A 25,734-nucleotide genomic window follows, 5' to 3' on the forward strand; every position below is an offset into this window, starting at 1 on the left:
AACAAAAGGATCAACCATTTCGATACGGTTGATCCTTTTTACTATTAGTCTTTAGCGCATGTGATAACTTGCTGCTTATTTATAAGCAGAAGCCCATGGAATCCAGTGCATTTTGTAATTGACTCTATTTTTTATTCCAAGATTCACTAACTTGAATCTGTATCCATCCTTTGGTGAGAATTTAGGGGATTCGAAACGAGTGGTACCGTTTTTATTGGCTATGACTGTTTTAATTGTTTGCCAGTTGGCAGTACCATATGGTCTCTTCTGTATGTATAGCATGAATGATCCACTCGCTGTACTATTCGCTGTGATGGCACCTTCCATTACAGTGAAACTTTTTACACCACTGCCATAAGTACCTTGATAATTTTGTGTCTCGACGTAATTAGTGAAATTGCCACTTCTGTTTTTATAAAGCCAATTTGCTTCTGCCTTAGGTGAAACCAAACCACCGATACCACTAATGATGACCGCAAACGCAATGATCATCATCCAATTTCTTTTCAACGTTTTCATTAGACATGCTCCTTCTCTTCATTACTTGTTCCCACACTAGTCTAATAGTTTAGATATTTAATGAAAGGTGCAATAGTCCTTTAGCGCTTTAGTTGGGGTTCTATAAGGATAAAAAAGGACACTGATCTTAAGTAGCCATAAAAAACCTCCTGTATAATGAAATCACTATGCCTGTACGCATGTAATTTTCATTATACAGAAGATGACTTATCGATCCGTATCTTCGTCGACAAACTTCCCGTAATCCGGCATGGCAATACGATCAAATTCATCGACTAATTTTTTTAGGTTAGTGGCAAGTTCCTCTCCCTTCATAGGCAATCCATGGCCCGTTATGGCGACAGATGGTTGTAAGGCTTCTAGTTTGATAACGGATTGTAGGGCGGCGTCCCAATCTGTAGTTAAATAGCGCGGTGGACCACTGATTTCTTGTTCTTGCGTAAGCACTTTATAGAGGTACTCTTGCTTAACGGTCACAAATGCATCTCCCGCAATCAACGCACCATCTTTCTGCCTGAAGAACGAGACATGGCCCGGTGCATGACCCGGTGTGTGAATCCATGTAAATTCCGGCAAAAAAGGTACACTGCCGTCTGGCGGTAAGCTTTGGATATGGCTCCCTAATTGAATGGGATCGGTTGGGAAAATAGAAGACATTTTGGCAATCATGCCGCCTTCTACACTCGTATCGGGGTCTGGATAACTGGATACGCCGGTTAAAAACGGCAGCTCCAATTCATGGGCATACACGGGCACATTCCAATGTTCCACTAGATCAATGACTGCGCCGACGTGATCAAAATGTCCATGCGTTAACAGAATAGCTTTCGGCCGACTCTTCACACCGAAACGCTCTTCTACAACCGCTATAATTTTCTCGGCGGAGTACGGCATGCCCGTATCAATTAACACAAAGTCCTCTGAGTCCGGATGACCCACTAAAACAATATTGACAATTTGTATAGTGTGGCAATAGAGATCCGGTAACACTTCTAGTCCTTTTCCACTTCCAATCGACGTAGCGGGAATATATTTATAATCTTCCCCGTTAGATAATTGTTTATCCAAGAAAACACCTCTTTCATTGTTTTTAAAAAGTCACTTGCCTTATGCATACCCTTTTTCGATTGTAGTATTCACGAAAGGGGAGTGATTATGCAGTCCGGTGCCAGGTCCCCATACAATTCTCATCACGAAAAATTACTACTATGACGACGAGTTATGCATTCTAAAATATTTCTTCTTAAAAAGTCCTATTAGTCAATTTCTCCGAATAAAATGCAAGGATATCATTTTTAAGGAGGTTGATTTGTGAATTCACTAGTTGTCTATATGTTCCTGGGCGCATCTTTAGCCGCGCCGATCGGTCCTGTTAAAACGGTTCTGTTAAATACGGGAATTAAAAGAGGTTTTTTTCATGCCTGGGCTTTTAGTTTGGGTTCGGTGGCAGCGGATATACTGTATATGTTCATCGTCTACTTTGGAGTGGGACAATTTATTGAATCCCCTTTAATTAAAATCATCCTCTGGTCGTTTGGGTGTTTTGTGTTATTGTACACGGGGATAGAAAATTTACTCACGTTGAATAAAGTGGAAATGAGTTTGAAATTCGGTAAACGAGTGAGACTGAGAACTTCTATGTTGACCGGTTTTTTGATGTCCTTAATGAATCCGCTTACGATTATTTTTTGGTTAGGTATTTATGGTTCGATTCTTGCTAAAACTGCTGGTGGATCAACGGGATATCAAATCATCCTTAACAGTGGTGCGATTATGTTGGGAATCATCATTGTGGATGTGATGATGGCCTGTTTATCCAGTGGAGCACGTAAGTTCTTATCTGTCAGGCTGTTAATCATCGTTACCCTTATTTCTTCTCTATCTATGATCGGTTTTGGACTATACTTCGGCATTCAAGCGTATCAAGCGTTATTTTAATCCATTACCACTGGTTGTTTGCGTAATTTTTTACATACTATACGGTTAGCGACGATGAAAAATAAGTCATGAAGTATAAAAAGATCAAGTTAGGAGACCATACCTGTAATTATTTGAACACAATAAGACGAGGTGTGGTAATGGAAAAAGGTGCGGACAAAGTAAGTGTCTGGTGCATTGTTAGTCTGGCTTCAATTCCCCTAATTATGACGCTTGGGAATTCTATGCTGATACCCGTGCTTCCTTTATTGGAAGATAAAGTGGGTATTTCATCGTTTCAATCGAGTATGATCATTACTAGTTATTCGGTAGCGGCTATATTTCTTATACCGGTAGCAGGGTATTTGTCAGACCGTTTCGGACGGAAGATGGTCATATTGCCAAGCTTGGTCTTTGCGTTGATTGGGGGGCTAATTGCAGGATTTGCGTCGTGGAAGATGGATGACCCGTATACGATGATTATTATCGGACGGGTATTACAAGGTATAGGAGCGGCCGGTGCTATGCCAATCGTTTTACCGCTCGTGGGTGACTTGTATAAAGATGACGGCGAGAAAAGCAGTAGCTGTTTAGGAATTATCGAAACGTCGAACACGTTTGGAAAAGTATTAGCGCCAATCTTAGGTTCAGCATTAGCGGCCGCGTTATGGTTCCTGCCATTCTTCTCTATTTCTGCACTCAGTGTCATTTCATTTGTTCTGATCTGGATCTTTGTTAAAGTCCCGAAAGAAAAAGATGAACCAGTAAAGTTTAAGGCATTTCTTCAGAACACGAAAGACATATTTGCGTCAGAAGGTAAATGGTTGTATACCGTGTTCTTGAATGGTGTCCTGGTCATGCTAGTATTATTCAGTATGTTGTTTTTTTTATCGGAAAACCTGGAGAAAACCCATGATATTGAGGGGATTAAGAAAGGCTTTGTGTTGGCTATTCCGTTATTATTCTTATGTATCGCTTCCTTTTTATCGGGCCGGAAAATTAAAGGTGAGCTAAAAACGATAAAGAGGGTCATGGTCATTTGCTTAATCGCCATGTCTGTCAGCGTCATTTTTGTTGGATTCACAAGCAAAAAATTAATCTTTTTATTGATCGTGACGAGTATCGTGGGAATAGCCATTGGTGCATTATTGCCCGCATTGGATGCCATTATTACCGAAAATATTGAAAAAGAACTGCGCGGAACGGTTTCCTCATTTTACAGTTCAGCTAGATTTATCGGTGTAGCAGCGGGTCCTCCGTTGATGTCGATTGCCATGAAAGATTTTCTAAACGGCAGTTATATCTTGGCTGCTGTACTGGGAGTTATTTTGACTTGGCTGGTTTTTAAGTTCATACAAGTTGAGGAAATTGAAGAATCAAATGAAAAAAATTGAAAAAGGACCTGACAGATTATTGCTGTCAGGTTCTTTATCGTTTGCAGGTATGTACAAGAGGAAGAAGTTACTTGGACTTTAAACTAAAAAGAATGAGGAAAATTCCTGCGAATAGGCAAATCATACGCAACAAAGATACTTTTTCCGTGAGACCATGTAAGGCGATTCCAGTCGTCACAATTAGTATAAATGGACCGACTAGTGCAAGTAGAGAGTTAATATAAAACGCCTTTTCCAGGTCATTGAATTTGAACATCAGTGCGGCAGCGGATATTTCGATGCTTCCTGAAATGATTCGTAAGATGATGATGAAAAGTAGCGCTCTTTCTATGATGGGGATCACTTCCTTTGGTTGTATTTGGTGGGCGGTACCGGTGGGTGGGGTGGGTGGTACCAGGTCCCCACACAATTCCCGCACAATTCGGTTGCGGTGCCAGGTCCCCACACAATTCTCACGCAATTCGGTTGCGGTACCAGTGCAGGTAGTGCCCTTTCTATTACGGAAATCACGCCCTTTAAGTGTATTCATACTATCTATATGCAAGACGTTCATGTGTTATTTGTACCCCGAATTTAGATCGGTCATATGCTCCATTGCATGCTCAACTGCTGGCATGAGCACACTGGTCAAACATACATAAAATCCACAACGCAACATATTATGAATAGGGAAGAAGGCGGCAGGTGACTGAAAATGGAAAGCTTCTCGTACTTTTTAGTGTGATGAGAAGGTCTGTTGTCAGGAACCTCGACGAATAGGGAGGGAATATATTGAAGAGTTTACAGGAAGAGATGTCATTTGAACTGCGTTTTTGGTTGCAGATATTAGGAGATCACGCACGCTTCATTCATGATTCATTAGCGCCGGATGAAGTGGAAACTATTCAGACAGCCAGTTATTTTATACAGGTATTTGATGGTCTTCTAGCTAAAGCAAAGGAAGGTGCCGACACACATGCTCTACAAGCAGTAGCGCAAGAAACCCAGAAAGCTGCTGAAGACATCCGCAAGTTTAAATTGCTATTGATCGAGCGGCATTTAGTCGGAAACATCAAAATTTCGTTGCCGCCTACCTTTATTAATCATATGGTGAATGAAGTAGAAGAAGCTATACGTCTATTTGCATGTTTTGCGAAAGGAGAGAAGCCGCCGACTGTGCATCCTCTTCATCATGACTTGCTTTGGTTGCTAGATGCCGCGGGGCATGCAAACGCTCTGGATACAAATTTAGACCGTGTGGAAACGCAGCTGAAAAAGAAAAGTGAAAGATTTACTAAAGAGTGGGAAGCCTTTTATTTAAAAGCGATTGAGATGGCGGGTTATGTACGGACGAATCTGATGGAGTTCCCTGCGTTAAATAGATTCCACCAGGACATTAACTTAGAAATGACGATTTTCAAAGCGTTTTTGAAAGAGTTGGAAGAGATGGATTTGAAGAAAGAAACGCTCGGAACCCTCACTCCTTTAATGGCTGATCATATGGCACGTGAAGAAATATATTATTTAACGAAATTAGCTGAGTTGACGGATATTCCAGCGCCAAAGGGAGATCCGACGAAATCACGAATATGACGTACCAGGTCCCCACATAATTTGGTTAGTTAAACATGAGATAAATAAAACCGTTAGATAGAAGAAAGCGCCCATTCCGTAATTTCGGAGTAGACGCTTTTTTATATGTGATGTATAGCTCCCCGCATACTAGCGAAAGAAGTCGCGCAGTGTACGAACCATCAGGAATAAAACCACATGATGATTCATTGACAAGTAATGAACTCAATAAATATACTAAATTGAAATAGACCGATAATTACTATATACTAAAGTTGGGATTAATGAACTATATATATATAACGACTATATAACTAAGTATAGTAAATTGAAAAATGGGGGTTGTGCTATGAATCAAGATATTCTTTTACGCAATAACGTGAAAGTTATGGGGAAAGGTGAAAAGACCATACTATTTGCGCCGGGTTTCGGATGTGATCTGAATGTGTGGAGTTTGACAGCGCCTTACTTTGAAGAACATTTCCAAGTGGTTTTATTCGATTATGTCGGTTCGGGACAGTCAGATTATCAAGCGTACCGGGCGGAAAAATATCAAGATCTCCATGGCTATGCGCAAGACGTGCTCGATGTGTGTAATGCTTTAGAATTGAAGGAAGCGATATTCGTCGGACATTCTGTCGGAGGTATTATCGGTATGCTAGCGTCTATTCAACAACCTGATTTATTTGAACATCTCATATTAATAGGTCCATCTCCTTATTACCTCAATGAAGTACCCGATTATTTCGGTGGATTTGAGAAGGAAGATTTAGAAGGTTTGATTCAGATGATGGATATGAATTATATCGGCTGGGCGAATTATCTGGCACAAGTCATTATGAAGAACCCTGAAAGGCCGGAACTTTCACAGCAATTGGAGGATAACTTCTGCTCGACGGATCCGGAAGTTGCGCGCCGTTTTGCGATGGCGACATTTTTCTCTGATCATCGGGATGATGTAAAGAAAGTACGGGTGCCATCGCTCATTCTCCAATGTGCGGATGATAGTATTGCACCTGTTGAAGTAGGGCGTTATATGCATCGTCACTTACAGAACAGCACGCTTCAAATGATGGAAGCGACAGGACACTGCCCGCATATGAGTCATCCTGAAGAAACCATTCAGTTGATTACTAATTATTTGACTTCCGCATACAAAGAACTTGTCATAAATGGATAGACAGCTAGATTCTGCGCCGTTCGGTTATTTCACACTTGATGATGCGGGGATGATGTTGGAAGTCAATCAAACGCTGCTTCGTTTACTCGGTTATCAGCTTCATGAAGTACAGGGTCAACACATCAATTTGATATTGCCGAACGCAAGTCGGTCTTTTTACCAGCTGTACTTTTTTCCGATGATTCGATTGCAGAATAAAGTAGAAGAGATGTATTTTTCATTTAAGTCTAAAGATGGGCAGGAAATTCCCGTACTATTAAATGCGCTGCGTAATGAACGTGATGGAAAGGTGTTCAATGACTGTGCATGTCTACATATGAAGAGAAGGATCGAGTATGAGGAAGTGATTTTGGCGGCCAAAAAAGACACCGAAACACGCAATCTATTGAAGGCGGAGCAAATAGCAGAGTTGGAGCGTTTGCGAATCGAATTGGAGTCTAAGCAGAAAAAGTTATTGGAAGTAAATGAATCGCTTTTGGTGATGGCTAATACGGATGGACTGACAGGTCTCAGGAACCGTCACTATCTACAAGATTGTCTTTCTCCTTATTTCATACCGGACACTGAACAGTCCCTGACTCTTTCTTTCCTGTTGATCGATATAGACTTTTTTAAAAAGATCAATGATACATATGGTCATTTGACAGGCGACAGTATATTGCGGAAGTTGGGGAGTTTGTTGAGGGATGGGACGAGAAAAGACGATGTGGCTGCTCGTTACGGGGGAGAAGAATTTGCGTTAGTTCTCCCCGCAACAGGGAAAGTGGAGGCGTTAGAAATAGCTGAGAGAATTCGACTCCAAGTCGAGATTGCGGACTGGAATACTTACGGTGTTACAGTCAGTATCGGGGTAGCGACCAAAGTGCCAGGAGATACAGAAAATTCCTTGCAGTCTAGGGCAGATTGGGCATTGTATTACTCAAAAGATCATGGACGGAATCGAGTTACTTTTGGGGCGGAAAAGTGAGGGAGGTGCCACTCCCCACACAAATCCTATCACATTACTACAACCTCTTGAATGAAGTACACAATGAAATATGGTTAAAAAGTAAAGCCTTCCACTCGTAAAAACGATTTGGAGGGCTTTTTTTGTAAAAGTTCTGTATCTTTCTGCATGGGTATAAAGTATAATCTATTTGAACCAATAAATTACTAGTTTTAAGGAGCCACTGAATCATGACGATTTTAATTATCGGTGACGTAGGTAATGATGTCCTTAAAATCCAGAAAAACTTACAACAACTAGACTTGCATACGATTCATGTATTTCAAAGTGCCTATACAGCGATTCAATACGAACATTTATTTTTACAAGAAGAGATTAGGCTCATTATATATGATGCCAATTTAGATGTAGATAATTGTGAAGCGCATTGCCGGGAAATTGAAGCGCTATGTGTATGGCGAGATGTGCCCATTTTGTTGTCGACGTCTTATGAGAGGCCGATTATCTTTGAGCGCTTATTGGAGGTTGGGATATTTGATTTCATTCTGAAGCCGTTTGACTTTTTTCAGCTCAAGACGCGGATTCGCATTGCGCTCAAATATTATGAAGAAACGAAGAAGCGGAAAGAGCATGAGTTTCAGCTTGCATTGGATTTAGCTATAGCGAGGAATGTTCAGAAAAGCGCATTGACGCCTGAATTATCGCTATCTCATATTGAAGTGAATGGTATTTATTTTACTTCCCAGTCCCTTGGCGGAGATATGTATTGCTGGTTCCAGCTCGATCATAATTTAACAGCGGTCATGCTGTTTGATGTGATGGGGCACGGGGTGGCGGCATCACTTGTTACGATGTCGATTCGTTCTTTATTGAAGGAGATCATCGTGAAATTGATCGATCCCGTTAGTGTAATGAAGGAAGTAAACCGGAAAATTTATGAGCTGTTTTCCACAGACGGGTTGGATTCATTTTTAGTGACGGCGATCTACGCGGTAATAGATAAGAAAAACGGCACGTTGCAATATGTAAACGCGTCACATCCTGAAGGGGTCATGTTCGGGAAATATGGCGAGACTGTGATGTTGCATGCGAATTCTCCTATTCTCGGGCTGTTTCCATCGATTCAAGTGCAAGCGAAAAGTATCCGTCTGACGGGTTGGCACCGCATTATTTTGTATACGGACGGATTGGTTACGTTATATCCTAGTCAAAAAATTGACTGGAGCTTTTTTCATTCGTACAGTTCACAAACTAGTCGCGTCATGTTGCGGAAGTTCACCGAAGAGTACGGATTGTCACATTTGCCATTGGAAGATGATATTACAGTAGTATCGATCACTACTTCATTATAAGTGAGGGAAACAATTATGGAATTCACGTTCGCTATTACACCAAGCAAGCAATCGGTCCTGTTGATTGACCAATTGATGGAGAGTTATTCGGAGCTGTATTCAATTCCATATGCCAGAGACATGTGTTTTGTGATGCACGAACTGGTCATTAATGCAGTGGAGGCAATGGAGAAAGAGGGACGGTCGGAGTCAATTGAAGTACATATGCGAAATGAAGACGAAAAATTGCGGATTACAGTGACTGATTTTGCGAAAGGAATTCCGCAAGAGCAGTGGCCGGTTGTGCTCGATATGAGTGCGGACGGTGACAATTTTTGTGAGCGTGGCCGCGGTTTTTTGTTCATTCAGCATATGGTGGATCAGCTGTGGTTTGAACAAGTGTCAGATGTACAGTTTTTAGTTGGTGTGGAGAAAAAATTAGTGACAGCGGGGGAAGTTACATGAAGTGGTCCATTGGGAAAAAAGTTAACGCAGTTATTTTACTAGCCATTTTACTTCTTTCAGGCATTTTAAGTGTCCTGAATTATAATGCGACAAAAAACAATCTATTGGAGGCGGCAGAAACAAAGCTGCGATCTGACTTGATGTTAAGTTTGGAGTTATTGGATGCTTCCGTGCCGGGCGAGTGGTCCATTACAAATGGTTCATTGCATAAAGGCAAGATGGATATGTACGAAGCATATGACATTCCTGATCAGTTAGGAGAATTAACGGACGGGAATACGATGTCCATTTTCCAAGGGGATACACGGATTGCGACAAATATTATAGAAAATGGGGAGCGACGCTTAGGGACACAGGTAGCGAAGGAAGTGGGAGATGTCGTACTCGGGAAAAAAGAACGTTTTATCGGTACGGCAGATGTTCTCGGGCAGTCATTTCAAGCAGCCTATGATCCGATTCTCGATAAAGACGGAGAAGTGATTGGGATTATCGCGGTAGCGGTTCCTACAGCGCCTTATATAAAAATTGCGACGTCTTCCGCCATGCAGACCATCGTTATTTCGCTAGCGCTTGCGTTGCTTATTATTCTGATCGCGAGCTTTATCATCCAGCGTATGCTTATTAAGCCGATCAATCGGTTGCGTGATAATGCGGATGAATTGGCCCATTTGAATTTGAACGTCGAGCTTTACGAAGCGAAAGGAACGGACGAAATTGCTGAACTATCCATGTCTTTTCGGAATATGAAAGAGCAGTTAACCGAAACGATGCAAAACGTTGCGCGTAATGCCAATGAAATTGCTCATTCATCGGTCGCATTAGCGGAATCATCTCAGCAGACGAATGAAACTGCTAGTCAAATCGCTTCGACAATGAATGAAATTGCGTCAGGTGTGACGAATCAATCAGAACAAGCGGAACGAATCGCGGGTATGATGCGTGATACGATCTTAGAAGTAGTAGGAAATGTAGAGAATGTAGAACAGAGTTTATTGAATGCACAGGAATCTACAATTATTGCGCATGAAGGTGAGCAGGCAATTAGCAAAGCGATTGCCCATTTAGGCACGGTAACTGAAACGGTTAGCTATGCAACGGATTCGATTCAAAAGTTAGGTATGCGTTCGGAAGAAATCGGCGGTATTATTACCGTCATTACAGCCATATCGGAGCAGACCAATCTTCTCGCACTAAACGCTGCCATTGAAGCGGCCAGAGCAGGAGAGCACGGAAAAGGGTTTGCGGTCGTTGCAGCAGAAGTTCGCAAACTAGCTGAACAATCAACAGGAGCTGCCCAGCAAATTACCGATTTGATTACGGACATTCAAGCGGAGACATCGGTGACTGTGCGAACGATGGAAAGTAATTTAACGGCAGTGGAAGAACAAGTGGTCATTATTAATCAAGGTGGAGAAGCGCTTAAGCATATCGTGGAGAAAGTTAGCGTGACGGAGTCGAGCATGTTGCATATAAAAGATGCGTTCGATGCGGTTAATACCAATTCACAGAATGTTCAAGACGCGATCCATCATATTTCCGCAATCATTGAGGAGTCTGCCGCAGCAACAGAGCAAATTGCCGCTTCATCTGAAGAACAATATGCTACAGTAGCTGAAATTGCTGACAATACTACCAGTTTGGCAGAGGTTGCTGATCATTTACGTGAAGAAGTGAATAAGTTTAGCATGTAATGGAGGGATATAGAATGGAACAGAAAACGGCAACATTGCAAGTAGAAGAAAAAGATACGTATATGATCATCAAGTTTTCAGGTCATTTGCAATACGGTTTGATAGAAGAGGTAAAAAAACAGTTACAGACGACACCGTTCACAGAAGGACGGAACTTCATTCTCGACATGAGCAACGTACAAAATATCGACAGTACAGGATTTGGCATGATCGTCAACTTTGCCAAAAAAGTTTCTCAAAACAATAAGAAAATCGCCATCATTGTCGTCGATACATTTGTCCGCAGATTATTCTCCATTTCCCAATGCGATAAAATTTTCCCGATTGTCGAAAGTGAAGCGGCAGCGTTAGGGATTATTAAACAGCCGATTGAAACGGAATTGTCTATTACGGATTATTGAATGGTGGCGGTGGTAAAACTAGATTGAAGTGTACAGTCGCGGATAGTGTCATCAAGAAGAGATACGGTTCCTATATAATTAAAAGGTTTTCTGACCATGGTAATGATCAGAAAACCTTTTTTAGTTTTATAACAGTTACCAAGTCCCGACACAATTAAATTATCACGATAGATTAATTAGTCGTTGGCAGCCGGAAGTGTAAACGTTTGGTTTGGGTAAATCAAATCGGGATGTGCAATTTGAACTTTGTTTGCATCATACACTTCTTGAACTTGCCGTGAAATATCTTGGTTGGTCTGCATATTAGGATAGTGGGTTTTGACGATTGTCCACAAATTGTCGCCTCGTTTTACTGTATAGGCTGACGGGCTTTGCTGTTGTGTATGTTGTGATTCTTCATTTGAAGTTGATGTTTGTTTATCGCGATTGTTTACAAGTTCGGTCGTTATACTGAGGCCGCGACCGGAGTCGATACTGCTGTCACCGAATGTATAGACCGTTGAATACTTAGACGGGATGGTGCCATCTGCAAGTGCTTCGGCAAATGGATTGGGTTCGCCGTTGTAGATGTTCTTGAACTGGCCGTCTTCGGTTTCTATATCTTTATTTAGTAGATAGGCTGCCATGTGGCGGTGCGTTTTGTTGCTTACATGATATTCGTCATACAAGTAAAAATCATTTGGCTCAAATCCTGCAGTTTCGGGCGTGTAGTATTTGCTATCGGTAGAGTAGAGACCATAGCCGCCGTATGTTTCCTCATTTTCTGTAGTCGGGAAAACATCGCTGTTATCTTCAGAGGCCAATGCATAGCCATATGCTGGGACCCAGTCGGAAATTAAATAGAATCCCATACTTTTGTAGCCGAATTTTTCAAAACCTTGTTCGTCGATGTTTTCTTTGAGCTGCTGATTATGTCCATATAGAACATGGACATCGTCTGGAGTAGAATCCAGCGCCAAGTAGTCATTGATTTTTTGGACGGTTTGCTGATTTCTTATGTCTTCAAAATCGGTTAATCCTTTACGGTCATCCTCATAGCGATTGGGCAGTAGTATGTATTTCGCACCGCCTTCTAGTAGATTTTGCACCATCTTTAAAGAATAGTCGCTCGCGAGTTCTGCGGTGCGATCTACGCCAAGATCTTCTACTGCATAGCCATCATTTCCACCTACGCTGATGATGTACAGAGCGTCTGGATCAATTTTCCCGTTATGTTCTGCGAGAAACGTCTTCACCTGCTGGTCAGCGCTCCAACCTTTTAGGAAAGTAGAATAGTTAGAACGTTCATCTTCGCTGCCTTCTGTTCCAAATAACACACCTGAAAAAGCACCGCCAACTGCATAGTTTGTCAAGTTGTCATAATCCCCGGTCAATTCCTTTGCCAGATATTCGGAGAAGACACGCCCGTTAGAGTAGCGTCCTTTATAATAGTACTCATTTTCCGCTTTTACATAGATGCCGTCTTCCGGATCATACCCTTCAGCCGGTTGTGCCGCGAATCCTGTTGTAGCAACCGCTACACTTAAAAAGAATGCAAAAAGTAGTGCTGCCCATGATTTGATTTTCATTGAATCCCCCTGTCTGATAGTAAGAATTGTGATGCATTGTGTGCACGAAAAAGTTTTCTGACTTTTTCGTACTAGAATACTATAGCATGAATACTGAAAAGTCTGCAAAATTCGAAACCGGTACCAATTCATTTTATTGTCTATGTATAAACAACCGCCACTACTAAAGTGACGGTTGTTCTCTTATTTGTGTTTACGAATATGAAACAGCCTGGAAAGGCCTTTGAATATGATCGCCAAGGCGAACAAGACGATAGTGATCACCAAAATCACAGCAAGAGCAAACAACAATAAGCTTCCAGCGAGAGTTGCCAATAAGCCCGGAACGATTAAAAATAAACCGAGCAAAGCATATCCGGCTAAAATCCCGAAGAAGAAAAGCCATTCATTGCTTAGTTTTGCACATTTCGACATATATTTCACCTCCTTGCTGTACTATATGTCGCGTTCAGCAAGGCGATGTAATGCAATACACTCAGTTTGCGATAATAAAAGAATGTTTATATATAGAACGTGCGATTCGACCAACCACATCATTTATAAAAAACGAGGCTTCCCATCGATTAACCGATGGGAAGCCTCGTTGTGATGCTCTCGATATGCGATGATCTAGAGACGACTTTACTTACATTCAATCAAACGTCAATACAATACGTCCATTGATTTGACCTTTTTCCATCTTTTCAAGAATTGCATTCACATCGGAAAGGGGAGCCGTTTCAATCTGTGCTTTCACTTTTCCGCGCGCCGCAAAATCAAGCGCTTCTTTCATGTCGATTCGTGTGCCTACGATGGAACCTTTTACTGTGATTCCGTTTAACACGGTGTTGAAAATAGGGATCGGTAAATCTTCGTGTGGCAATCCGACAGCGACCAACGTGCCGCCACGTTTGACGGAACGATACGCTTGCTCAAAAGGTACTTGAGCAACAGCTACGCTAATAGCCGCCTGTACGCCACCGATTTGTTGTTGGATGGCTTCGGCAGGATCTTCCTTTTTGCCGTTCACTGTAATGTCAGCGCCGAGTTTCTTCGCAAGCTCTAACTTTTCATCCGCAATATCTACTGCCACTACATTGAATCCCATAGCTTTCGCATACTGGAGCGCTACGTGGCCCAATCCGCCGATACCGTAAATCGCGACCCAGTCTCCTGGTTTTGCACCGGATACTTTCAACGCTTTATATGTTGTCACACCTGCGCAGAGGATAGGTGCAGCTTCAACAGAGCTGAGGTTTTCTGGAATTTTCGCGACATAATCCGCCGCTGCGAGGCAATACTCCGCGTATCCACCGTCCACTGAATAGCCACCGTTTTCTTGACTGTGGCACAGCGTTTCTTTTCCTTGTAGACAATAATCACATTCACCGCATGCAGAGTAGAGCCAAGGTATACCGACACGATCTCCGACTTTTACAGCCGTGACGTTCGGTCCAATAGCTTCCACAATTCCTACGCCTTCATGACCTGGAATGAGAGGAAGTTTCGGTTTGACAGGCCAGTCGCCGTTGATTGCGTGTAAGTCTGTATGACAGACGCCGCATGCCTCTAGTTTGACTAATGCCTGACCCGCGCCAGGTGTTGGTTTTTGTGTGTCTTCAATCTGCAACTTTGTCTGGAATTCTTTTACGATCGCTGCTTTCATTGTGGTCTGTTTTGTAGTCCCTCTTACGTTACTGTTTTGAATTGCTGGTTTCATGAATGATTCCTCCCTTTTTCTCTTACGGACTATCTATACGTGGGAGGATTACAGATTAGTACACGTTACGTGAAAAATACTACCGTATGCAAAACGCCTTCTTTCAAAAGAGAAGAAGGTGTTTTATATCATCAGAGAACTACATTGTATGACCGCTAGGGGTTAGAACACTATTTAACCTTCAAACCATCCAAAACAATAGAAGTCATATGGTGAATTTCTACGACAGGATCCAATCGTTCTCTAAAAATAATCCAATCATAAATTGTCCCACGCATGCAACGTGTGATGAGCATCGATATATAATCAGCCGAGAACTCTTGTTTAAATTCCTTGCGCTCGATTCCTTCTTCCACATACGAATGAATGATTTGGTAAAGTTGTCGATTTTGATTGGTTAAATAGTGATCCTCATTCATTGTTAAGGCTAGTGCACTTGTGTAAATGGTATGGACAAAGTCTTTTCCCAATACGTCTCGTAAATACGTCATTTGGCCTTTGTAAAAAAGAAGGATTTTTTCTGAAGCGCTTAGATTCGTTGGTATGCTTGGGATAAAGGATAAATAGAATTCATCAATGTCTTTAAATTTCTCCAAGAAAATATCATATTTCGAACTATAGTGAACATAGAATGCTCCCTTTGAGACATTACATGCTTTCGCAATGCTCTCAACGGTTACGTTGTCAAAACCTTTCTCATGGAAAAGCTCCAAGCCTTTTTCAAGGAGGTTTTGTTTAGTTTCTAGCGCTTTTATCTGTCTAGAAGTAAGTTCTGTCATACTCGATTCCTCCTCTACGATGCTTGTTCACTATGACCATGATAGCATATTTTATTAAATTAAATAAATTGGTTGACTATTTAGACAATACTATTTATTATTGAGTGACCATAGTATGTGACTACGGTATGTGAAATAAACACGTTCCTATTTTCATTGATTTGCAGTTCGGTAGTTTGGTTTTTATTTTTTTAAAGATGAATGACAACGCTTTCATTTAATGGGCAATCAAAAAAAGGGGGAGTATGTATGGCGAACGGAAAAAAGATTGGATTTATCGGTCTTGGAAATATGGGGTTTCCGATGGCAAAGAATTTATTGGGACATGGCTACACGATATTTGCATTGGATATCAATAAGGAATCCGAAAAACGATTTGCAGAACTGGGTGGGCATGTAGGAATGACAACTGCTTCGCTGCTAGAAGAAGTAGATCTGGTTTTCACTAGTTTACCTACTCCTGCTATTGCGGAAAGTGTGTATTTAGGGGAGGACGGAATTGTTCATAAAAGCACCAAGCCATTGGTATTAGTGGATTTGAGTACGATTTCACCTGAACTGAACAGAAAGATTGAGCAAGAGGCGCTGAAGCTGGGTCTTGAATATCTAGGCGCTCCGGTTAGCGGTAGTGTCAGTGGAGCGGAGAACGCTTCGTTATCGATCATGGTCGGGGGTGAAAAAGATACGTTTGAATCGATACTGCCTTATTTAGAGGCTATTGGGTCGAACGTCTTCCATGTAGGGAACGATCCGGGTGTGGGTACGATTGTAAAGCTCATCAATAATATGATGGCCGGTATCCATAATCAAGCCGTTGCGGAAGCGCTTTCACTTGCGAGGCTTGCGGGTGTGGATCAGGACATCGTCTATGACATCGTCAACGTCAGCTCGGGCGCAAGTACCATTCTTACACGGAACTACAAGACGTATATTTCACAGGATGAGTATACGAAAGGTGCATTCACGACTTCATTATTATTAAAAGATTTGAAGCTTGCGAAACACGTATCGGATTCTCTTGACGGCGAGCTACCGATTGCGTCGCAACTTATTGAGTATTATGAAGCGGAAGTAGAAAAGGGTCATGCGCATGAAGATATGTCTTCTTCGTATTTGATGATCCAAGATAAGTTGAATAAGCAAAAGCAAAACGTATAAGAAAATTTACTATAAATTGGGAGGAATGGACCTATGCAAAAAACAGATGTACAGACATTGACTCATTTTATTAATGGAGAAGAAGTAGAAGGTAAAAGCGGACGATTTGGAGATGTGTTTAATCCGTCTACTGGAGAGAAGATTGCACAAGTACCACTCGCATCCACAGAAGAAGTGAATGAAGTGGTGAAGCTAGCGAAAGAAGGGTTTACTCATTGGTCGAAGGTTTCGGTTGGCAAACGAATGGAAGTCCTTCATAAGTTCCGTGCGTTACTTCTGGAAAACACAGATAGACTAGCCTATGCGATAGGTGAAGAGAACGGAAAAACGCTCTCCGATGCAACAGGCGAAATCACACGCGGGATTGAGTCGGTGGATTTTGCGCTTGGCGCTCCACACCTATTAAAAGGTGAGCATTCCGTGGATGTGGGTGGCGAGATCAACTCCTATTCTATGCACAAGCCTTTAGGTGTCGTGACATGTATTTCACCATTTAACTTCCCAGTCATGGTACCTGTTGCGATGAGTACGATGGCAGTAGCGGTAGGAAATGCTATGATTTTGAAACCTTCAGAAAAAGTACCTCATTCTGCATTGATTCTGTCAGAGCTTTGGTCAAAAGCAGGATTGCCAGCGGGTGTTTGGAATGTGGTTAATGGTGATAAAGAGGCAGTGGATGCATTGCTTACGAACAAAGATGTGATGGCTGTGAGTTTTGTCGGTTCGACGAGAGTAGCAGAAGCGGTTTATGAAAAAGGAACAAAACATCATAAGCGCGTCCAGGCATTTGGTGGCGGAAAGAATAATATGGTCATCATGCCGGATGCAGATATTGACACAGCAGTGAATTCATTCCTAGGCGCAGCATACGGTGCCGCATCACAAAGATGTATGGCGATTTCTACTGCGATTCCTGTAGGTAAGAAAACAGCAGATGCGTTTGTTGCGAAGCTAACGGAAAAAGTAAACGAACTGAAAGTCGGAAAATTCGATGACAAAGGAGCAGACTTCGGCCCATTGATCAGTGCAGAAGCAAAAGCGAACGTTATAAAATCCATTGATTTGGCGGTAGAAGAAGGAGCCGTTCTAGCAGCGGACGGACGAAACCCTAACGTGGCGAATGAAGACGGCTATTACTTGGCGCCGACATTGCTTGATCATGTGACGGCAGATATGAATGTCTATAAAGAAGAAGTGTTCGGCCCTGCACGCATTGTAGTGAGAGTGGATACGCTTGAAGAAGCAATCGACTTGATCAATGAACATGAATACGGAAACGGTGTGACAATCTTTACCGACAGTGGTAAAGCCGCACGAACGTTTACCGATCAAATTGAAGTGGGAATGGTCGGAGTGAATGTGCCAATTCCGATTCCGGTTGGCTACCATAACTTCGGTGGATGGAAACGCTCCAGATTTGGCGAAGGGCAAATGTTCGGTCCCGATACGGTCCGTTTCTTCACGAAAACGAAAACGGTGTCTGAGAGATGGTTCGACACTGCCTATAATGAAGAAAGCCAAACCGATTTCGATTTCCCAAGTAGCTGATTAACCATACGCAGGATCGTAGTGACTAATTAACTCCGATCCTGCTATTTTTCTATACTAAAGTAGTTTCACTTTACGTCGTACATTGCCAGTTGGAGGAGGGGTAGTATGCTAGGGATATTCATAGGCTTAGTGTTACTGATGGTATTAGCTTATAGAGGTTGGTCGATCATTTGGATTGCACCTATTTGTGCAGGAATCGTTGCTTTGTTCGGTGGATTGAATTTGCTTGACGCCTATACAGACACTTATATGACAGGTTTCGTGAACTTTGCTAAGCAATGGTTCCCGGTATTTTTGCTAGGGGCGATTTTCGGGAAGTTGATGGAGTATAGTGGAATGGCCCACTCAGTAGCTATCGGAATATCCCGCGTTTTTGGTAAAGAGCGTGCCGTCATTGGGGTCATAGTGGCAGCAAGTGTTTTAGCTTACGGTGGCGTGAGTGTGTTCGTTGTCGTGTTCGCGGTCTATCCATTGGCACTTAATATGTTCCGCGAAGCGAATATAAGCAGACGTCTTCTTCCAGGAACGATTGTGGCGGGAATGATGACATTCGCCATGACGGCACTACCGGGTACACCGCAAATCCAAAATTTAATTCCAACACAGTACTTTCATACGACAGCGGCAGCCGCTCCGATTATCGGACTTGTTTCATCCGCATTCATGATTATCTGTTCGATTGTGTATTTGAATCAGAGAGTACGCGTGTTAAGGGAAGCTGGGGAAGTCTTCGAAGAACGTGCAGAGGATTTGAATGCAAAACCACGCACGAAGTATCCACATATCATTCTTTCATTACTACCTTTACTGGCTGTCATTAGTACATTGAACTTTTTAAAGTGGGATATTGTCATAGCGTTGATAACGGGTATTGTTCTCATTTTACTCATTTCTATTAGAGAATTCAAAGGCTTCACAAAAGCAGTCAATAGTGGCGCCAGCGATTCGGTCATGGCGATGATCAACACGAGTGCGGCAGTAGGATTTGGAACGATCGTCCGATCGGTTCCAGGCTTTGAAAAGTTAAGCGACGCAATTTTAGGAATCAACGCGAACCCATTAATCTCTGAAGCCATTGCGGTAAACGTATTGGCAGGAGCGACGGGATCGGCTTCTGGAGGTTTAGGTATTACATTAGAAGCGCTAGGCTCGCATTACTATGAGGTTGCGACCACTACGGGTCCAGCACCTGAAGCCTTTCACCGCATTGCATCTATTGCTTCAGGGGGATTGGATTCCCTTCCTCACAACGGTGCGATTTTGACAATATTGATTGTGACAGGGATGACGCATAAGGAATCGTATAGAGAGATGGGTGTCATTGCGATTGTCTTCCCGATGTTGTCATTGATCCCGGCGATTGCGCTTGGGATTATGGGGATTTATTGATTTGTGGGGGTGTACCAGGTCCTTGAGAGCGTACCAGGTCCCCACACAATTTGAGAACTATTCAGACAATTATGCACCATGGGGGGCGTACCAGGTCCCCACACAATTCAGGAACTATTCAGATAATTGTCTAGGTATTGGGGGCGTACCAGGTCCCCACACAATTCAGGAACTATTCAGATAATTGTCTAGGTATTGGGGGCGTACCAGGTCCTCACACAATTCAAGAACTATTCAGGCAACTTTTTGATTATTGCCAAAAAAACTTCTTGACCAATGGGTTAGAAGTCTTTTTAAATGCTGTTGTATCAGAATTTTTGTTGATAGAGTTACGTAGGCACTTCTAGAATGTCACGACTATTGTAGATATGCAATATTTCTTCTGTTCCCATCAAACAATAGGTAACGTAGGCTTCTGTGGTTTTCTCGAATGGTGGAGGTAGGCAGTGTGGAAGTTTTGATATATCTAGATAAGGATAAGGTGACGAAGTAGAAGAATGGTAGTAGGGGAATGTACTGAATGGGTATTCAACCAAATGTTTAACCATAGGTGTTTTTGTTGCAATCGGATTTCGGTGAATATAGCGGCTTACGGCCAACATTGCATAAGTAGATTTTACTTCCTTAGAATAATATCGACCTTGATAAAGCTGTCCAACATAGTCGTAACGTTTAGCGTAATAATCGCTGTATTTCCGATTGATATGCCGCATGATGTTGGATAGGTTGTCTTCAGATTGAAGTAGAATGTGATAATGATTTGTCATGATACAGAACGCTACAACAGTAAAATGATAATCGATCGATGCATGGCCTATGCAGCGCATCAGATGGAGCATATCCTCTTCGGTAGCGTAGATATTCTGTCGGTTATTGCCGCGCATGACGACATGGTAGTATGCATTTGGCCGCCAATTCCGTTTACGTCTTGCCATTGAGCTCTCCTCCTAGTAGTTTGTGAATCTATTGAGTATAGTGGAGAAGTTTCATTTTGGTCAAAAGGGCATTATTGAATTTTGGAAAACAGAAAGTGCATACGAATCCTGTTGCGAGTTTGAAGAATTGAATCTTTGCCGCTATTTCAGCAGATGATTTCAATTTTTATATATTTTGAGACTTGAATTGTGTGAGAATTGTGTGGGGACCTGGTACCATCCCCACGTCCCCACCACCATCCCAACAAACCTCTTATTCCCAACGACCCGTAAGCACTTTCTGGCGTGTATAGAAATTCAATCCGTCTTTACCGTTCGCATGAAGATCACCATAGAAGGAATCTTTCCAACCGGAGAACGGGAAGAAGGCCATCGGTGCAGGGACGCCGATATTTAATCCGAGCATTCCGGCATCGATGTTTTCGCGGAAGTTGCGCACATTTCCGCCGTCTTTTGTAAAGATACAAGCACCGTTAGCGAATCTGGATTTGTTGGATAATTGGATCGCCTCATCCAAGTTTTTCACGCGGCTGATCGATAAAACTGGTGCGAAAATTTCGTCTTGCCAAATCTTCATTTCGCTCGTTACATGATCAAAGATCGTCGGGCCGACAAAGTATCCTTTTCCTTTAGCTTCGCTGTCTTCTCTACCGTCGCGAATCAGAGTAGCGCCTTCGTTTTCTCCTGTTGCGATGTATTGCTCTGTTTTTTCTTTATGTGCGTCGCGAATAACAGGCCCAAGGAAGATTCCCTCATCTAAACCGTTACCGATTGTCAGTTCATTCGCTTTGTTACGTAATGTTTCAACGAATTCATCCGCAATCGCATCTTCAACTGCAACGACTGAACAAGCCATGCAACGTTCTCCTGCTGAACCGAACGCTGCGTTGATAATTTGTGTGGCGGCATTATCCAAGTTCGCATCTTTTAATACGATGGAGTGGTTTTTTGCTCCAGCGAGTGCTTGCACGCGTTTTAAGTTATCTGTTCCACGTTTGTACACATACTCGGCAACAGGCTGAGATCCCACGAATGAAATGGCAGCGACTTGTTCGTGATCTAGTATGCTATTCACTACGTCATGTGCTCCGTGTACAATATTGAAGACACCTTTAGGTAAGCCAGCTTCTTCAAGTAGTTCAGCTAAGCGGTTTGCTAGTATCGGTGTGCGCTCGGACGGCTTGAGTACAAATGTATTACCTGTTGCGATGGCCATCGGGAACATCCAGCAAGGTACCATCATCGGGAAGTTAAATGGTGTGATTCCACCGATGACACCAATCGGATAGCGATAGGTTCCCGATTCCAAACCTACCGCGACGGACGGTAAGTTATCGCCCATCATCAATGTAGGGGCTCCTGTAGCAAATTCTACACATTCAATTCCGCGTAGTACTTCGCCGTGCGCTTCTGTAAAGTTTTTTCCGTTTTCGACAGTGATGATTCTAGCGAGTTCATCCCAGTTGTCTACTAATAGTTGTTGGTATTTGAAGAGAATACGTGCGCGACGTGGAACAGCTACTTCTTTCCACGTAACGAATGCCTCGCTTGCAGCTTGTACTGCAGTATCTACATCTTCTTTTGTCGAGATCGGAACATATGCCACTATCTCTCCAGTTGCGGGATTAAATACAGGCTCTGTCTGATCAGTCGAAGCAGATACCCATTCACCGTTAATATAGTTTTGTACTGTTAGTGTCGAATTCGTTGTCATATAAATGACCTCCTAGTGTAATGATTTGTCAAATTAAAATTGGTATTCATAACATACTTGATACAAGTCCGCGATGGTTTCTTGTGAAGGTGTTTTAGGATTATTGCCGGGACTTCCGCTATCGATTGCATCTTTCGACATTTTAGTGAGAGCGCTTACAAATTCTTCGCGAGGTATTCCCCATTTTTCGAGATTCGGGATATCTAATGATTTGCATAAGTTTTTAACGGATTGTACTGCGATGTCTGCAGCCTCTTCATTGGATAATTCTAATGCTTCGGAAGAGAAGATTCGACCGATATCAGCCAGTCTATTAATACATGAATCTTTGCTATATTCCAGTATGGCAGGCAATAGCATCGCATTCGAGAAACCGTGCGGTACGTCAAATAGAGCACCAATAGGTCGAGACATGCCATGGACTAAACAGACAGATGCATTGGAAAAGGCACTTCCGGCTTGGAGGGCAGCGAGTGACATGCCTTCTCGCGCTTCAATATTTTGACCGTCTGTGAATGCTGCCTGCAAGTTCTTTGAAATTAACTGGATTGCCGACAAAGCCATCATATCTGTCATCGGATGAGACTTTTTGGATATGTAGGCTTCGATTGCATGACTCAGTGCGTCTACACCCGTCGCAGCTGTAACCTTTTGAGGAGATGAGAGAGTCAGCAAGGGATCAACGATGGCTATATTCGGCATGAAAGCAGGTTGTTTAATCATCATCTTGACAGTCGTTGTCGAATTGGTGATCACTGTTACGTCAGTTGCTTCTGAACCGGTTCCTGCAGTAGTCGGAATGGCGATATGAGGTACGGGTGTGATGTGCGCAATTTTCTTCATGCCTACGTATTCTGCAATGTTTCCACCGTTAGTCGCAACGACTGCAACCGCTTTAGCTGTATCGATACAGCTTCCGCCGCCTAATGAAATGATCAAGTCGCAATTTTCGTCTTGATACAATTGCAATGCCTCTTCTACGTATTGATCATTTGGTTCAGAGGCTACACCGAGAAATACGGTACTCTTAACGGAATGTTCCGATAATTTATCTTGGCAATTGGCAACGTAACCGAGCGTCTGCATAATTTGATCACTGATGATCAAGGCTTTTTTACCGAGAACTACTGCTCTTTCACCGACCTGTTCAAAAGCATGTTGTTGATACAGTATCGTCGACGGCATATGAAACGTTTTGCAAGATTCCATTCAGTCAGCTCCTCATCTACTATTATTTGTACTAGAGTAGTGCTTTTGAAATGAGTAAAATAAAAGTGTAGCGTCAAGGCTACACTTTTATCAATAAACCGAGTGTAGCACTTGCGCTACACTCAGGTCAAGATATTAAATTTTTTTAATTTTTTGTATAAAGTCGTTCTATGAATTCCAAGTAGCTCGGCAGTTTTTGACTTATTGCCTTCTGTTTTCTCCAATAAATCAAGAATCATCTTTTTTTCTTCCACGTCTTGTTTTTCTCTGACGGTTTCCAAAGTGTAAATACTTTGTTCATCTAGAATCGTTTTTGGCAAGTCTGTCACGTCAATACTAGCGGAGCCTACTACACTTATTAAGTCTTCCACCACATCGATCAATTCTTCGATATTGCCTATCCATTGGTAATTCATCAAGCAGGAAATAGCTGACGTTGTAAAAGACTTTTCGGCTATTTTATGGGAAAAGCAGACTTCCTGCATATAATGCGACAGTAAGTACGGGATATCTTCTTTCCTGTTACGAAGTGCCGGAATAGACAGTTGCAATGGATTTAATTGAGCGTATAATTCCGAACTGAACGCATCTCTTTCCGCTAATTCATGCAAATTCTGTGTAGAGGAAATAATGAGTTGAATGGAGAAGTCATCGGAAGCTTGTTTTAAAAATGCCAGTAGCTTCAATTGAATCGCCATGGATAACCGATCTATATCTTGCAAGTACAGTGTGCTTGGCTCTCCGGAAGCGAGAATTCCACCCTTACCGAAAAGCTGTTCCTCCACTTTTTTCGGTCCCTGTACCGCACAGTGAATGATCGTGAAAGGTTTGGAGGCGAGGGGGCTTAACTGGTGAATACTTTCTGCGAAAGCGTTTTTCCCCGTGCCTTTTTCGCCTGACAATAAAACTACGGCTTGCGTTCGTGCGGCAGTCCGAGCTTTTCTTTTTAAGTCGGATATGGCTTCACTCGTTCCGATAATTTGATTGAGACTCGAAAAGCCGTCGGATGATAGGGGAGGAAGTTCTGTATCGTTCATGACTTTCTGCAATTGCAATCGTTCATAGATTCGGTAAATATCCGAAACCCCTTCAAAAATCAGCATTCCAATGGCTGCGACTACTTTGCCGTTCTTCCAGACAGGGATTCGATGCACGACCATGTCCTGTCCTTGTATATTTTGTAGAACGCCTCTTTCGGGCATCCCTTTTTTGACGGTTTCATGTAAATTGGTGTTTTCGATGACATCCGTCACATGTTTTCCGATTGCCTCAGATCGGGGAACACCTGTAAATTTACTATATGCATTATTGAATTCAACAATCATCCCATTTTCGTCCACGACAGCAATTCCTTCAAACGCTTTTTCAAGTATGACAGTTAAAATATCCGAAACTTTTTCATTTTGTATATAACTTTCCATTAATGCTGACAGTCCGTTGAAAATTTCCTTTTGAGTTAATAGACCAGTGAGTTCGCCTTGTTGATTTGTCACAACGAAGATCCGTGCATCGTTGGAGTCAAAAGGAAGTTCACTCAGCAATGTCTGTTCATCCACTTCCGCTATCGGCATCGGCAACAGCGTCTCAAGCAATATATGCTTGTCGTGCCCAGCCACAAATACTTCGAGTATATGATGGAGAGTCAACATGCCAATCGGTCTATGGTGCGAATCGACAATCGGAAGAAACTCGACTTTCCATTCCTTCAGAACTTTAGCCGCTTCGAGCAAAGTTTTACCGACTTGAATGACTGTCGGGTTTTCATTCATCCAATTGGCTACAGACATCCACTTTTTATCGCTTTCAAATTGTATGAGTGTATTAATAAATGCGTCTTTAAACATGAGAGCCTCCAGAAGATATCTATTTTACTTTGTGTTGCTTTATTATAGCTCAAAAGAGGTACCAGGTCCCCGCACAATTCAATTCGGGAAGGTACCAGGTCCCCACACAATTCACTGGAAGGTACCAGGTCCCTACACAATTCAAGAACAATTCGGAAAAACTTACACAAAATTCAAATAGACTTCTGTCCAACAGGGTAGTGGTTTTCTTGAAACGAAACTTCTAGTAGTGGAGTTTCGTAGGCAGTCCAGGAGTTTTGATGTATCGAGATAAGGATAAGGGGACCGGGTTGGAGAATGGTAGTTAGAAAACAGAAAGTGCATATGAGTCCTATTTTACGTTTGAAGAATTAAATCCTTACCGCTATTTCAGTAGAGGATTTCAATTTCTATATATTTTGGGACTTGAATTGTGTGGGGACCTGGTACCGTCCCCGCCAAATTGTGTGAGAATTGTGTGGGGACCTGGTACCAAAAAGCCTGGTACCCACAA

23 protein-coding genes are annotated in these 25,734 nt (G+C 42.4%); 12 read left to right on the plus strand and 11 right to left on the minus strand.

Going from position 1 to position 25,734, the window contains the following annotated elements; translation table 11 throughout:
* Nucleotides 1-75: 75 nt before the first annotated feature.
* Nucleotides 76-519 carry a hypothetical protein gene (locus CSV63_RS15460; RefSeq protein ID WP_099696613.1) on the minus strand — a complete coding sequence of 148 codons (444 nt, stop codon included), beginning with the start codon at nucleotides 517-519 and terminating at the stop codon, nucleotides 76-78.
* A gap of 207 nt (nucleotides 520-726) precedes the next feature.
* On the minus strand, nucleotides 727-1,587 hold the full coding sequence (locus CSV63_RS15465) for an MBL fold metallo-hydrolase (protein WP_099696614.1): 861 nt from the start codon (nucleotides 1,585-1,587) through the stop codon (nucleotides 727-729).
* Between the two features lie 243 nt (nucleotides 1,588-1,830).
* Between CSV63_RS15465 and CSV63_RS15470 the strand changes: the two genes are divergently transcribed.
* Entirely contained in the window at nucleotides 1,831-2,457 is a 627-nt protein-coding gene (locus tag CSV63_RS15470; protein ID WP_099631322.1) for a LysE family transporter, read from the plus strand.
* A 140-nt stretch (nucleotides 2,458-2,597) separates the two neighbouring features.
* On the plus strand, nucleotides 2,598-3,830 hold the full coding sequence (locus CSV63_RS15475) for an MFS transporter (protein WP_099696615.1): 1,233 nt from the start codon (nucleotides 2,598-2,600) through the stop codon (nucleotides 3,828-3,830).
* Between the two features lie 67 nt (nucleotides 3,831-3,897).
* Here the strand turns inward: CSV63_RS15475 and CSV63_RS16825 are convergent, their stop codons facing one another.
* Nucleotides 3,898-4,173, minus strand: a complete 276-nt coding sequence (locus tag CSV63_RS16825; protein ID WP_233192159.1) for a YqhV family protein — start codon at nucleotides 4,171-4,173, stop codon at nucleotides 3,898-3,900.
* 428 nt (nucleotides 4,174-4,601) lie between these two features.
* On the opposite strand from CSV63_RS16825, the gene CSV63_RS15485 reads away from it, so the two are divergent.
* The 7 genes from CSV63_RS15485 (at nucleotide 4,602) to CSV63_RS15515 (ending at nucleotide 11,395) form a co-directional block, all read left to right on the plus strand.
* A complete protein-coding gene (locus CSV63_RS15485) occupies nucleotides 4,602-5,402 on the plus strand; it encodes a DUF2935 domain-containing protein (RefSeq protein ID WP_369823871.1) in 801 nt (266 codons plus the stop codon).
* A gap of 328 nt (nucleotides 5,403-5,730) precedes the next feature.
* Nucleotides 5,731-6,561 (plus strand): alpha/beta fold hydrolase, encoded by an 831-nt coding sequence (locus CSV63_RS15490; RefSeq protein ID WP_099696616.1) that lies wholly within the window; start codon nucleotides 5,731-5,733, stop codon nucleotides 6,559-6,561.
* A complete protein-coding gene (locus tag CSV63_RS15495; protein ID WP_099696617.1) occupies nucleotides 6,554-7,528 on the plus strand; it encodes a sensor domain-containing diguanylate cyclase in 975 nt (324 codons plus the stop codon). The genes CSV63_RS15490 and CSV63_RS15495 overlap by 8 nt, the downstream gene beginning before the upstream one ends.
* 209 nt (nucleotides 7,529-7,737) lie before the next feature.
* Nucleotides 7,738-8,859, plus strand: a complete 1,122-nt coding sequence (locus CSV63_RS15500; protein ID WP_099696618.1) for a PP2C family protein-serine/threonine phosphatase — start codon at nucleotides 7,738-7,740, stop codon at nucleotides 8,857-8,859.
* A 15-nt stretch (nucleotides 8,860-8,874) separates the two neighbouring features.
* Entirely contained in the window at nucleotides 8,875-9,303 is a 429-nt protein-coding gene (locus CSV63_RS15505) for an ATP-binding protein (protein WP_099696619.1), read from the plus strand.
* A complete protein-coding gene (locus tag CSV63_RS15510; RefSeq protein WP_099696620.1) occupies nucleotides 9,300-10,994 on the plus strand; it encodes a methyl-accepting chemotaxis protein in 1,695 nt (564 codons plus the stop codon). Before CSV63_RS15505 ends, CSV63_RS15510 begins: the two co-directional genes overlap by 4 nt.
* A gap of 14 nt (nucleotides 10,995-11,008) precedes the next feature.
* Nucleotides 11,009-11,395 (plus strand): STAS domain-containing protein, encoded by a 387-nt coding sequence (locus CSV63_RS15515; RefSeq protein ID WP_099696621.1) that lies wholly within the window; start codon nucleotides 11,009-11,011, stop codon nucleotides 11,393-11,395.
* Nucleotides 11,396-11,571: 176 nt separating this feature from the next.
* Here CSV63_RS15515 and CSV63_RS15520 read toward each other — a convergent pair whose 3' ends face one another.
* The 4 genes from CSV63_RS15520 to CSV63_RS15535 form a co-directional block, all read right to left on the minus strand.
* Nucleotides 11,572-12,963: an SGNH/GDSL hydrolase family protein gene (locus tag CSV63_RS15520; RefSeq protein WP_099696622.1), complete on the minus strand. Its 1,392-nt coding sequence runs from the start codon at nucleotides 12,961-12,963 to the stop codon at nucleotides 11,572-11,574.
* Nucleotides 12,964-13,146: 183 nt separating this feature from the next.
* Nucleotides 13,147-13,377: a hypothetical protein gene (locus CSV63_RS15525; RefSeq protein ID WP_099637407.1), complete on the minus strand. Its 231-nt coding sequence runs from the start codon at nucleotides 13,375-13,377 to the stop codon at nucleotides 13,147-13,149.
* 217 nt (nucleotides 13,378-13,594) lie between these two features.
* On the minus strand, nucleotides 13,595-14,608 hold the full coding sequence (adhP, locus tag CSV63_RS15530) for an alcohol dehydrogenase AdhP (RefSeq protein WP_099696642.1): 1,014 nt from the start codon (nucleotides 14,606-14,608) through the stop codon (nucleotides 13,595-13,597).
* A 224-nt stretch (nucleotides 14,609-14,832) separates the two neighbouring features.
* Complete coding sequence (locus CSV63_RS15535; protein WP_099696623.1) at nucleotides 14,833-15,441, minus strand: TetR/AcrR family transcriptional regulator; 609 nt, start codon at nucleotides 15,439-15,441, stop codon at nucleotides 14,833-14,835.
* Between the two features lie 249 nt (nucleotides 15,442-15,690).
* Here CSV63_RS15535 and CSV63_RS15540 point away from each other — a divergent pair, with 249 nt between their 5' ends.
* The 3 genes from CSV63_RS15540 to CSV63_RS15550 all read left to right on the plus strand — a co-directional run bounded on the left by CSV63_RS15540 (nucleotide 15,691) and on the right by CSV63_RS15550 (nucleotide 19,539).
* On the plus strand, nucleotides 15,691-16,599 hold the full coding sequence (locus CSV63_RS15540) for an NAD(P)-dependent oxidoreductase (protein ID WP_158233979.1): 909 nt from the start codon (nucleotides 15,691-15,693) through the stop codon (nucleotides 16,597-16,599).
* 33 nt (nucleotides 16,600-16,632) lie between these two features.
* Complete coding sequence (locus tag CSV63_RS15545) at nucleotides 16,633-18,147, plus strand: CoA-acylating methylmalonate-semialdehyde dehydrogenase (protein WP_099696625.1); 1,515 nt, start codon at nucleotides 16,633-16,635, stop codon at nucleotides 18,145-18,147.
* Between the two features lie 108 nt (nucleotides 18,148-18,255).
* Nucleotides 18,256-19,539: a GntP family permease gene (locus tag CSV63_RS15550; RefSeq protein ID WP_099696626.1), complete on the plus strand. Its 1,284-nt coding sequence runs from the start codon at nucleotides 18,256-18,258 to the stop codon at nucleotides 19,537-19,539.
* A gap of 329 nt (nucleotides 19,540-19,868) precedes the next feature.
* Here CSV63_RS15550 and CSV63_RS15555 read toward each other — a convergent pair whose 3' ends face one another.
* The 4 genes from CSV63_RS15555 to CSV63_RS15570 all read right to left on the minus strand — a co-directional run bounded on the left by CSV63_RS15555 (nucleotide 19,869) and on the right by CSV63_RS15570 (nucleotide 25,241).
* On the minus strand, nucleotides 19,869-20,474 hold the full coding sequence (locus tag CSV63_RS15555; RefSeq protein ID WP_099696627.1) for a transposase: 606 nt from the start codon (nucleotides 20,472-20,474) through the stop codon (nucleotides 19,869-19,871).
* 253 nt (nucleotides 20,475-20,727) lie between these two features.
* Nucleotides 20,728-22,188, minus strand: coding sequence for a CoA-acylating methylmalonate-semialdehyde dehydrogenase (locus CSV63_RS15560; protein WP_099696628.1), 1,461 nt, complete (start codon nucleotides 22,186-22,188; stop codon nucleotides 20,728-20,730).
* A 33-nt stretch (nucleotides 22,189-22,221) separates the two neighbouring features.
* Nucleotides 22,222-23,397, minus strand: coding sequence for an iron-containing alcohol dehydrogenase (locus tag CSV63_RS15565; RefSeq protein WP_099696629.1), 1,176 nt, complete (start codon nucleotides 23,395-23,397; stop codon nucleotides 22,222-22,224).
* 122 nt (nucleotides 23,398-23,519) lie between these two features.
* Entirely contained in the window at nucleotides 23,520-25,241 is a 1,722-nt protein-coding gene (locus CSV63_RS15570; protein ID WP_099696630.1) for a sigma-54-dependent Fis family transcriptional regulator, read from the minus strand.
* Nucleotides 25,242-25,734: the final 493 nt, after the last annotated feature.

It is taken from the genome of Sporosarcina sp. P34 (genome assembly GCF_002743375.1).
In the GTDB taxonomy this organism is placed as follows: Bacteria; Bacillota; Bacilli; order Bacillales_A; family Planococcaceae; genus Sporosarcina.

Excerpts from the sequence above, each read along its gene's own strand:
- CSV63_RS15550 (WP_099696626.1), top strand. The coding sequence starts at position 18,256 with ATGCTAGGGATATTCATAGGCTTAGTGTTACTGATGGTATTAGCTTAT.
- CSV63_RS15460 (WP_099696613.1), bottom strand. The coding sequence starts at position 519 with ATGAAAACGTTGAAAAGAAATTGGATGATGATCATTGCGTTTGCGGTC.
- CSV63_RS15570 (WP_099696630.1), bottom strand. The coding sequence starts at position 25,241 with ATGTTTAAAGACGCATTTATTAATACACTCATACAATTTGAAAGCGAT.
- CSV63_RS15500 (WP_099696618.1), top strand. The coding sequence starts at position 7,738 with ATGACGATTTTAATTATCGGTGACGTAGGTAATGATGTCCTTAAAATC.
- CSV63_RS15540 (WP_158233979.1), top strand. The coding sequence starts at position 15,691 with ATGGCGAACGGAAAAAAGATTGGATTTATCGGTCTTGGAAATATGGGG.
- CSV63_RS15475 (WP_099696615.1), top strand. The coding sequence starts at position 2,598 with ATGGAAAAAGGTGCGGACAAAGTAAGTGTCTGGTGCATTGTTAGTCTG.
- CSV63_RS15495 (WP_099696617.1), top strand. The coding sequence starts at position 6,554 with ATGGATAGACAGCTAGATTCTGCGCCGTTCGGTTATTTCACACTTGAT.
- CSV63_RS15520 (WP_099696622.1), bottom strand. The coding sequence starts at position 12,963 with ATGAAAATCAAATCATGGGCAGCACTACTTTTTGCATTCTTTTTAAGT.
- CSV63_RS15510 (WP_099696620.1), top strand. The coding sequence starts at position 9,300 with ATGAAGTGGTCCATTGGGAAAAAAGTTAACGCAGTTATTTTACTAGCC.
- adhP (WP_099696642.1), bottom strand. The coding sequence starts at position 14,608 with ATGAAAGCAGCGATCGTAAAAGAATTCCAGACAAAGTTGCAGATTGAA.
- CSV63_RS15545 (WP_099696625.1), top strand. The coding sequence starts at position 16,633 with ATGCAAAAAACAGATGTACAGACATTGACTCATTTTATTAATGGAGAA.
- CSV63_RS15515 (WP_099696621.1), top strand. The coding sequence starts at position 11,009 with ATGGAACAGAAAACGGCAACATTGCAAGTAGAAGAAAAAGATACGTAT.
- CSV63_RS15535 (WP_099696623.1), bottom strand. The coding sequence starts at position 15,441 with ATGACAGAACTTACTTCTAGACAGATAAAAGCGCTAGAAACTAAACAA.
- CSV63_RS15565 (WP_099696629.1), bottom strand. The coding sequence starts at position 23,397 with ATGGAATCTTGCAAAACGTTTCATATGCCGTCGACGATACTGTATCAA.
- CSV63_RS15505 (WP_099696619.1), top strand. The coding sequence starts at position 8,875 with ATGGAATTCACGTTCGCTATTACACCAAGCAAGCAATCGGTCCTGTTG.
- CSV63_RS15525 (WP_099637407.1), bottom strand. The coding sequence starts at position 13,377 with ATGTCGAAATGTGCAAAACTAAGCAATGAATGGCTTTTCTTCTTCGGG.
- CSV63_RS15555 (WP_099696627.1), bottom strand. The coding sequence starts at position 20,474 with ATGGCAAGACGTAAACGGAATTGGCGGCCAAATGCATACTACCATGTC.
- CSV63_RS15490 (WP_099696616.1), top strand. The coding sequence starts at position 5,731 with ATGAATCAAGATATTCTTTTACGCAATAACGTGAAAGTTATGGGGAAA.
- CSV63_RS15560 (WP_099696628.1), bottom strand. The coding sequence starts at position 22,188 with ATGACAACGAATTCGACACTAACAGTACAAAACTATATTAACGGTGAA.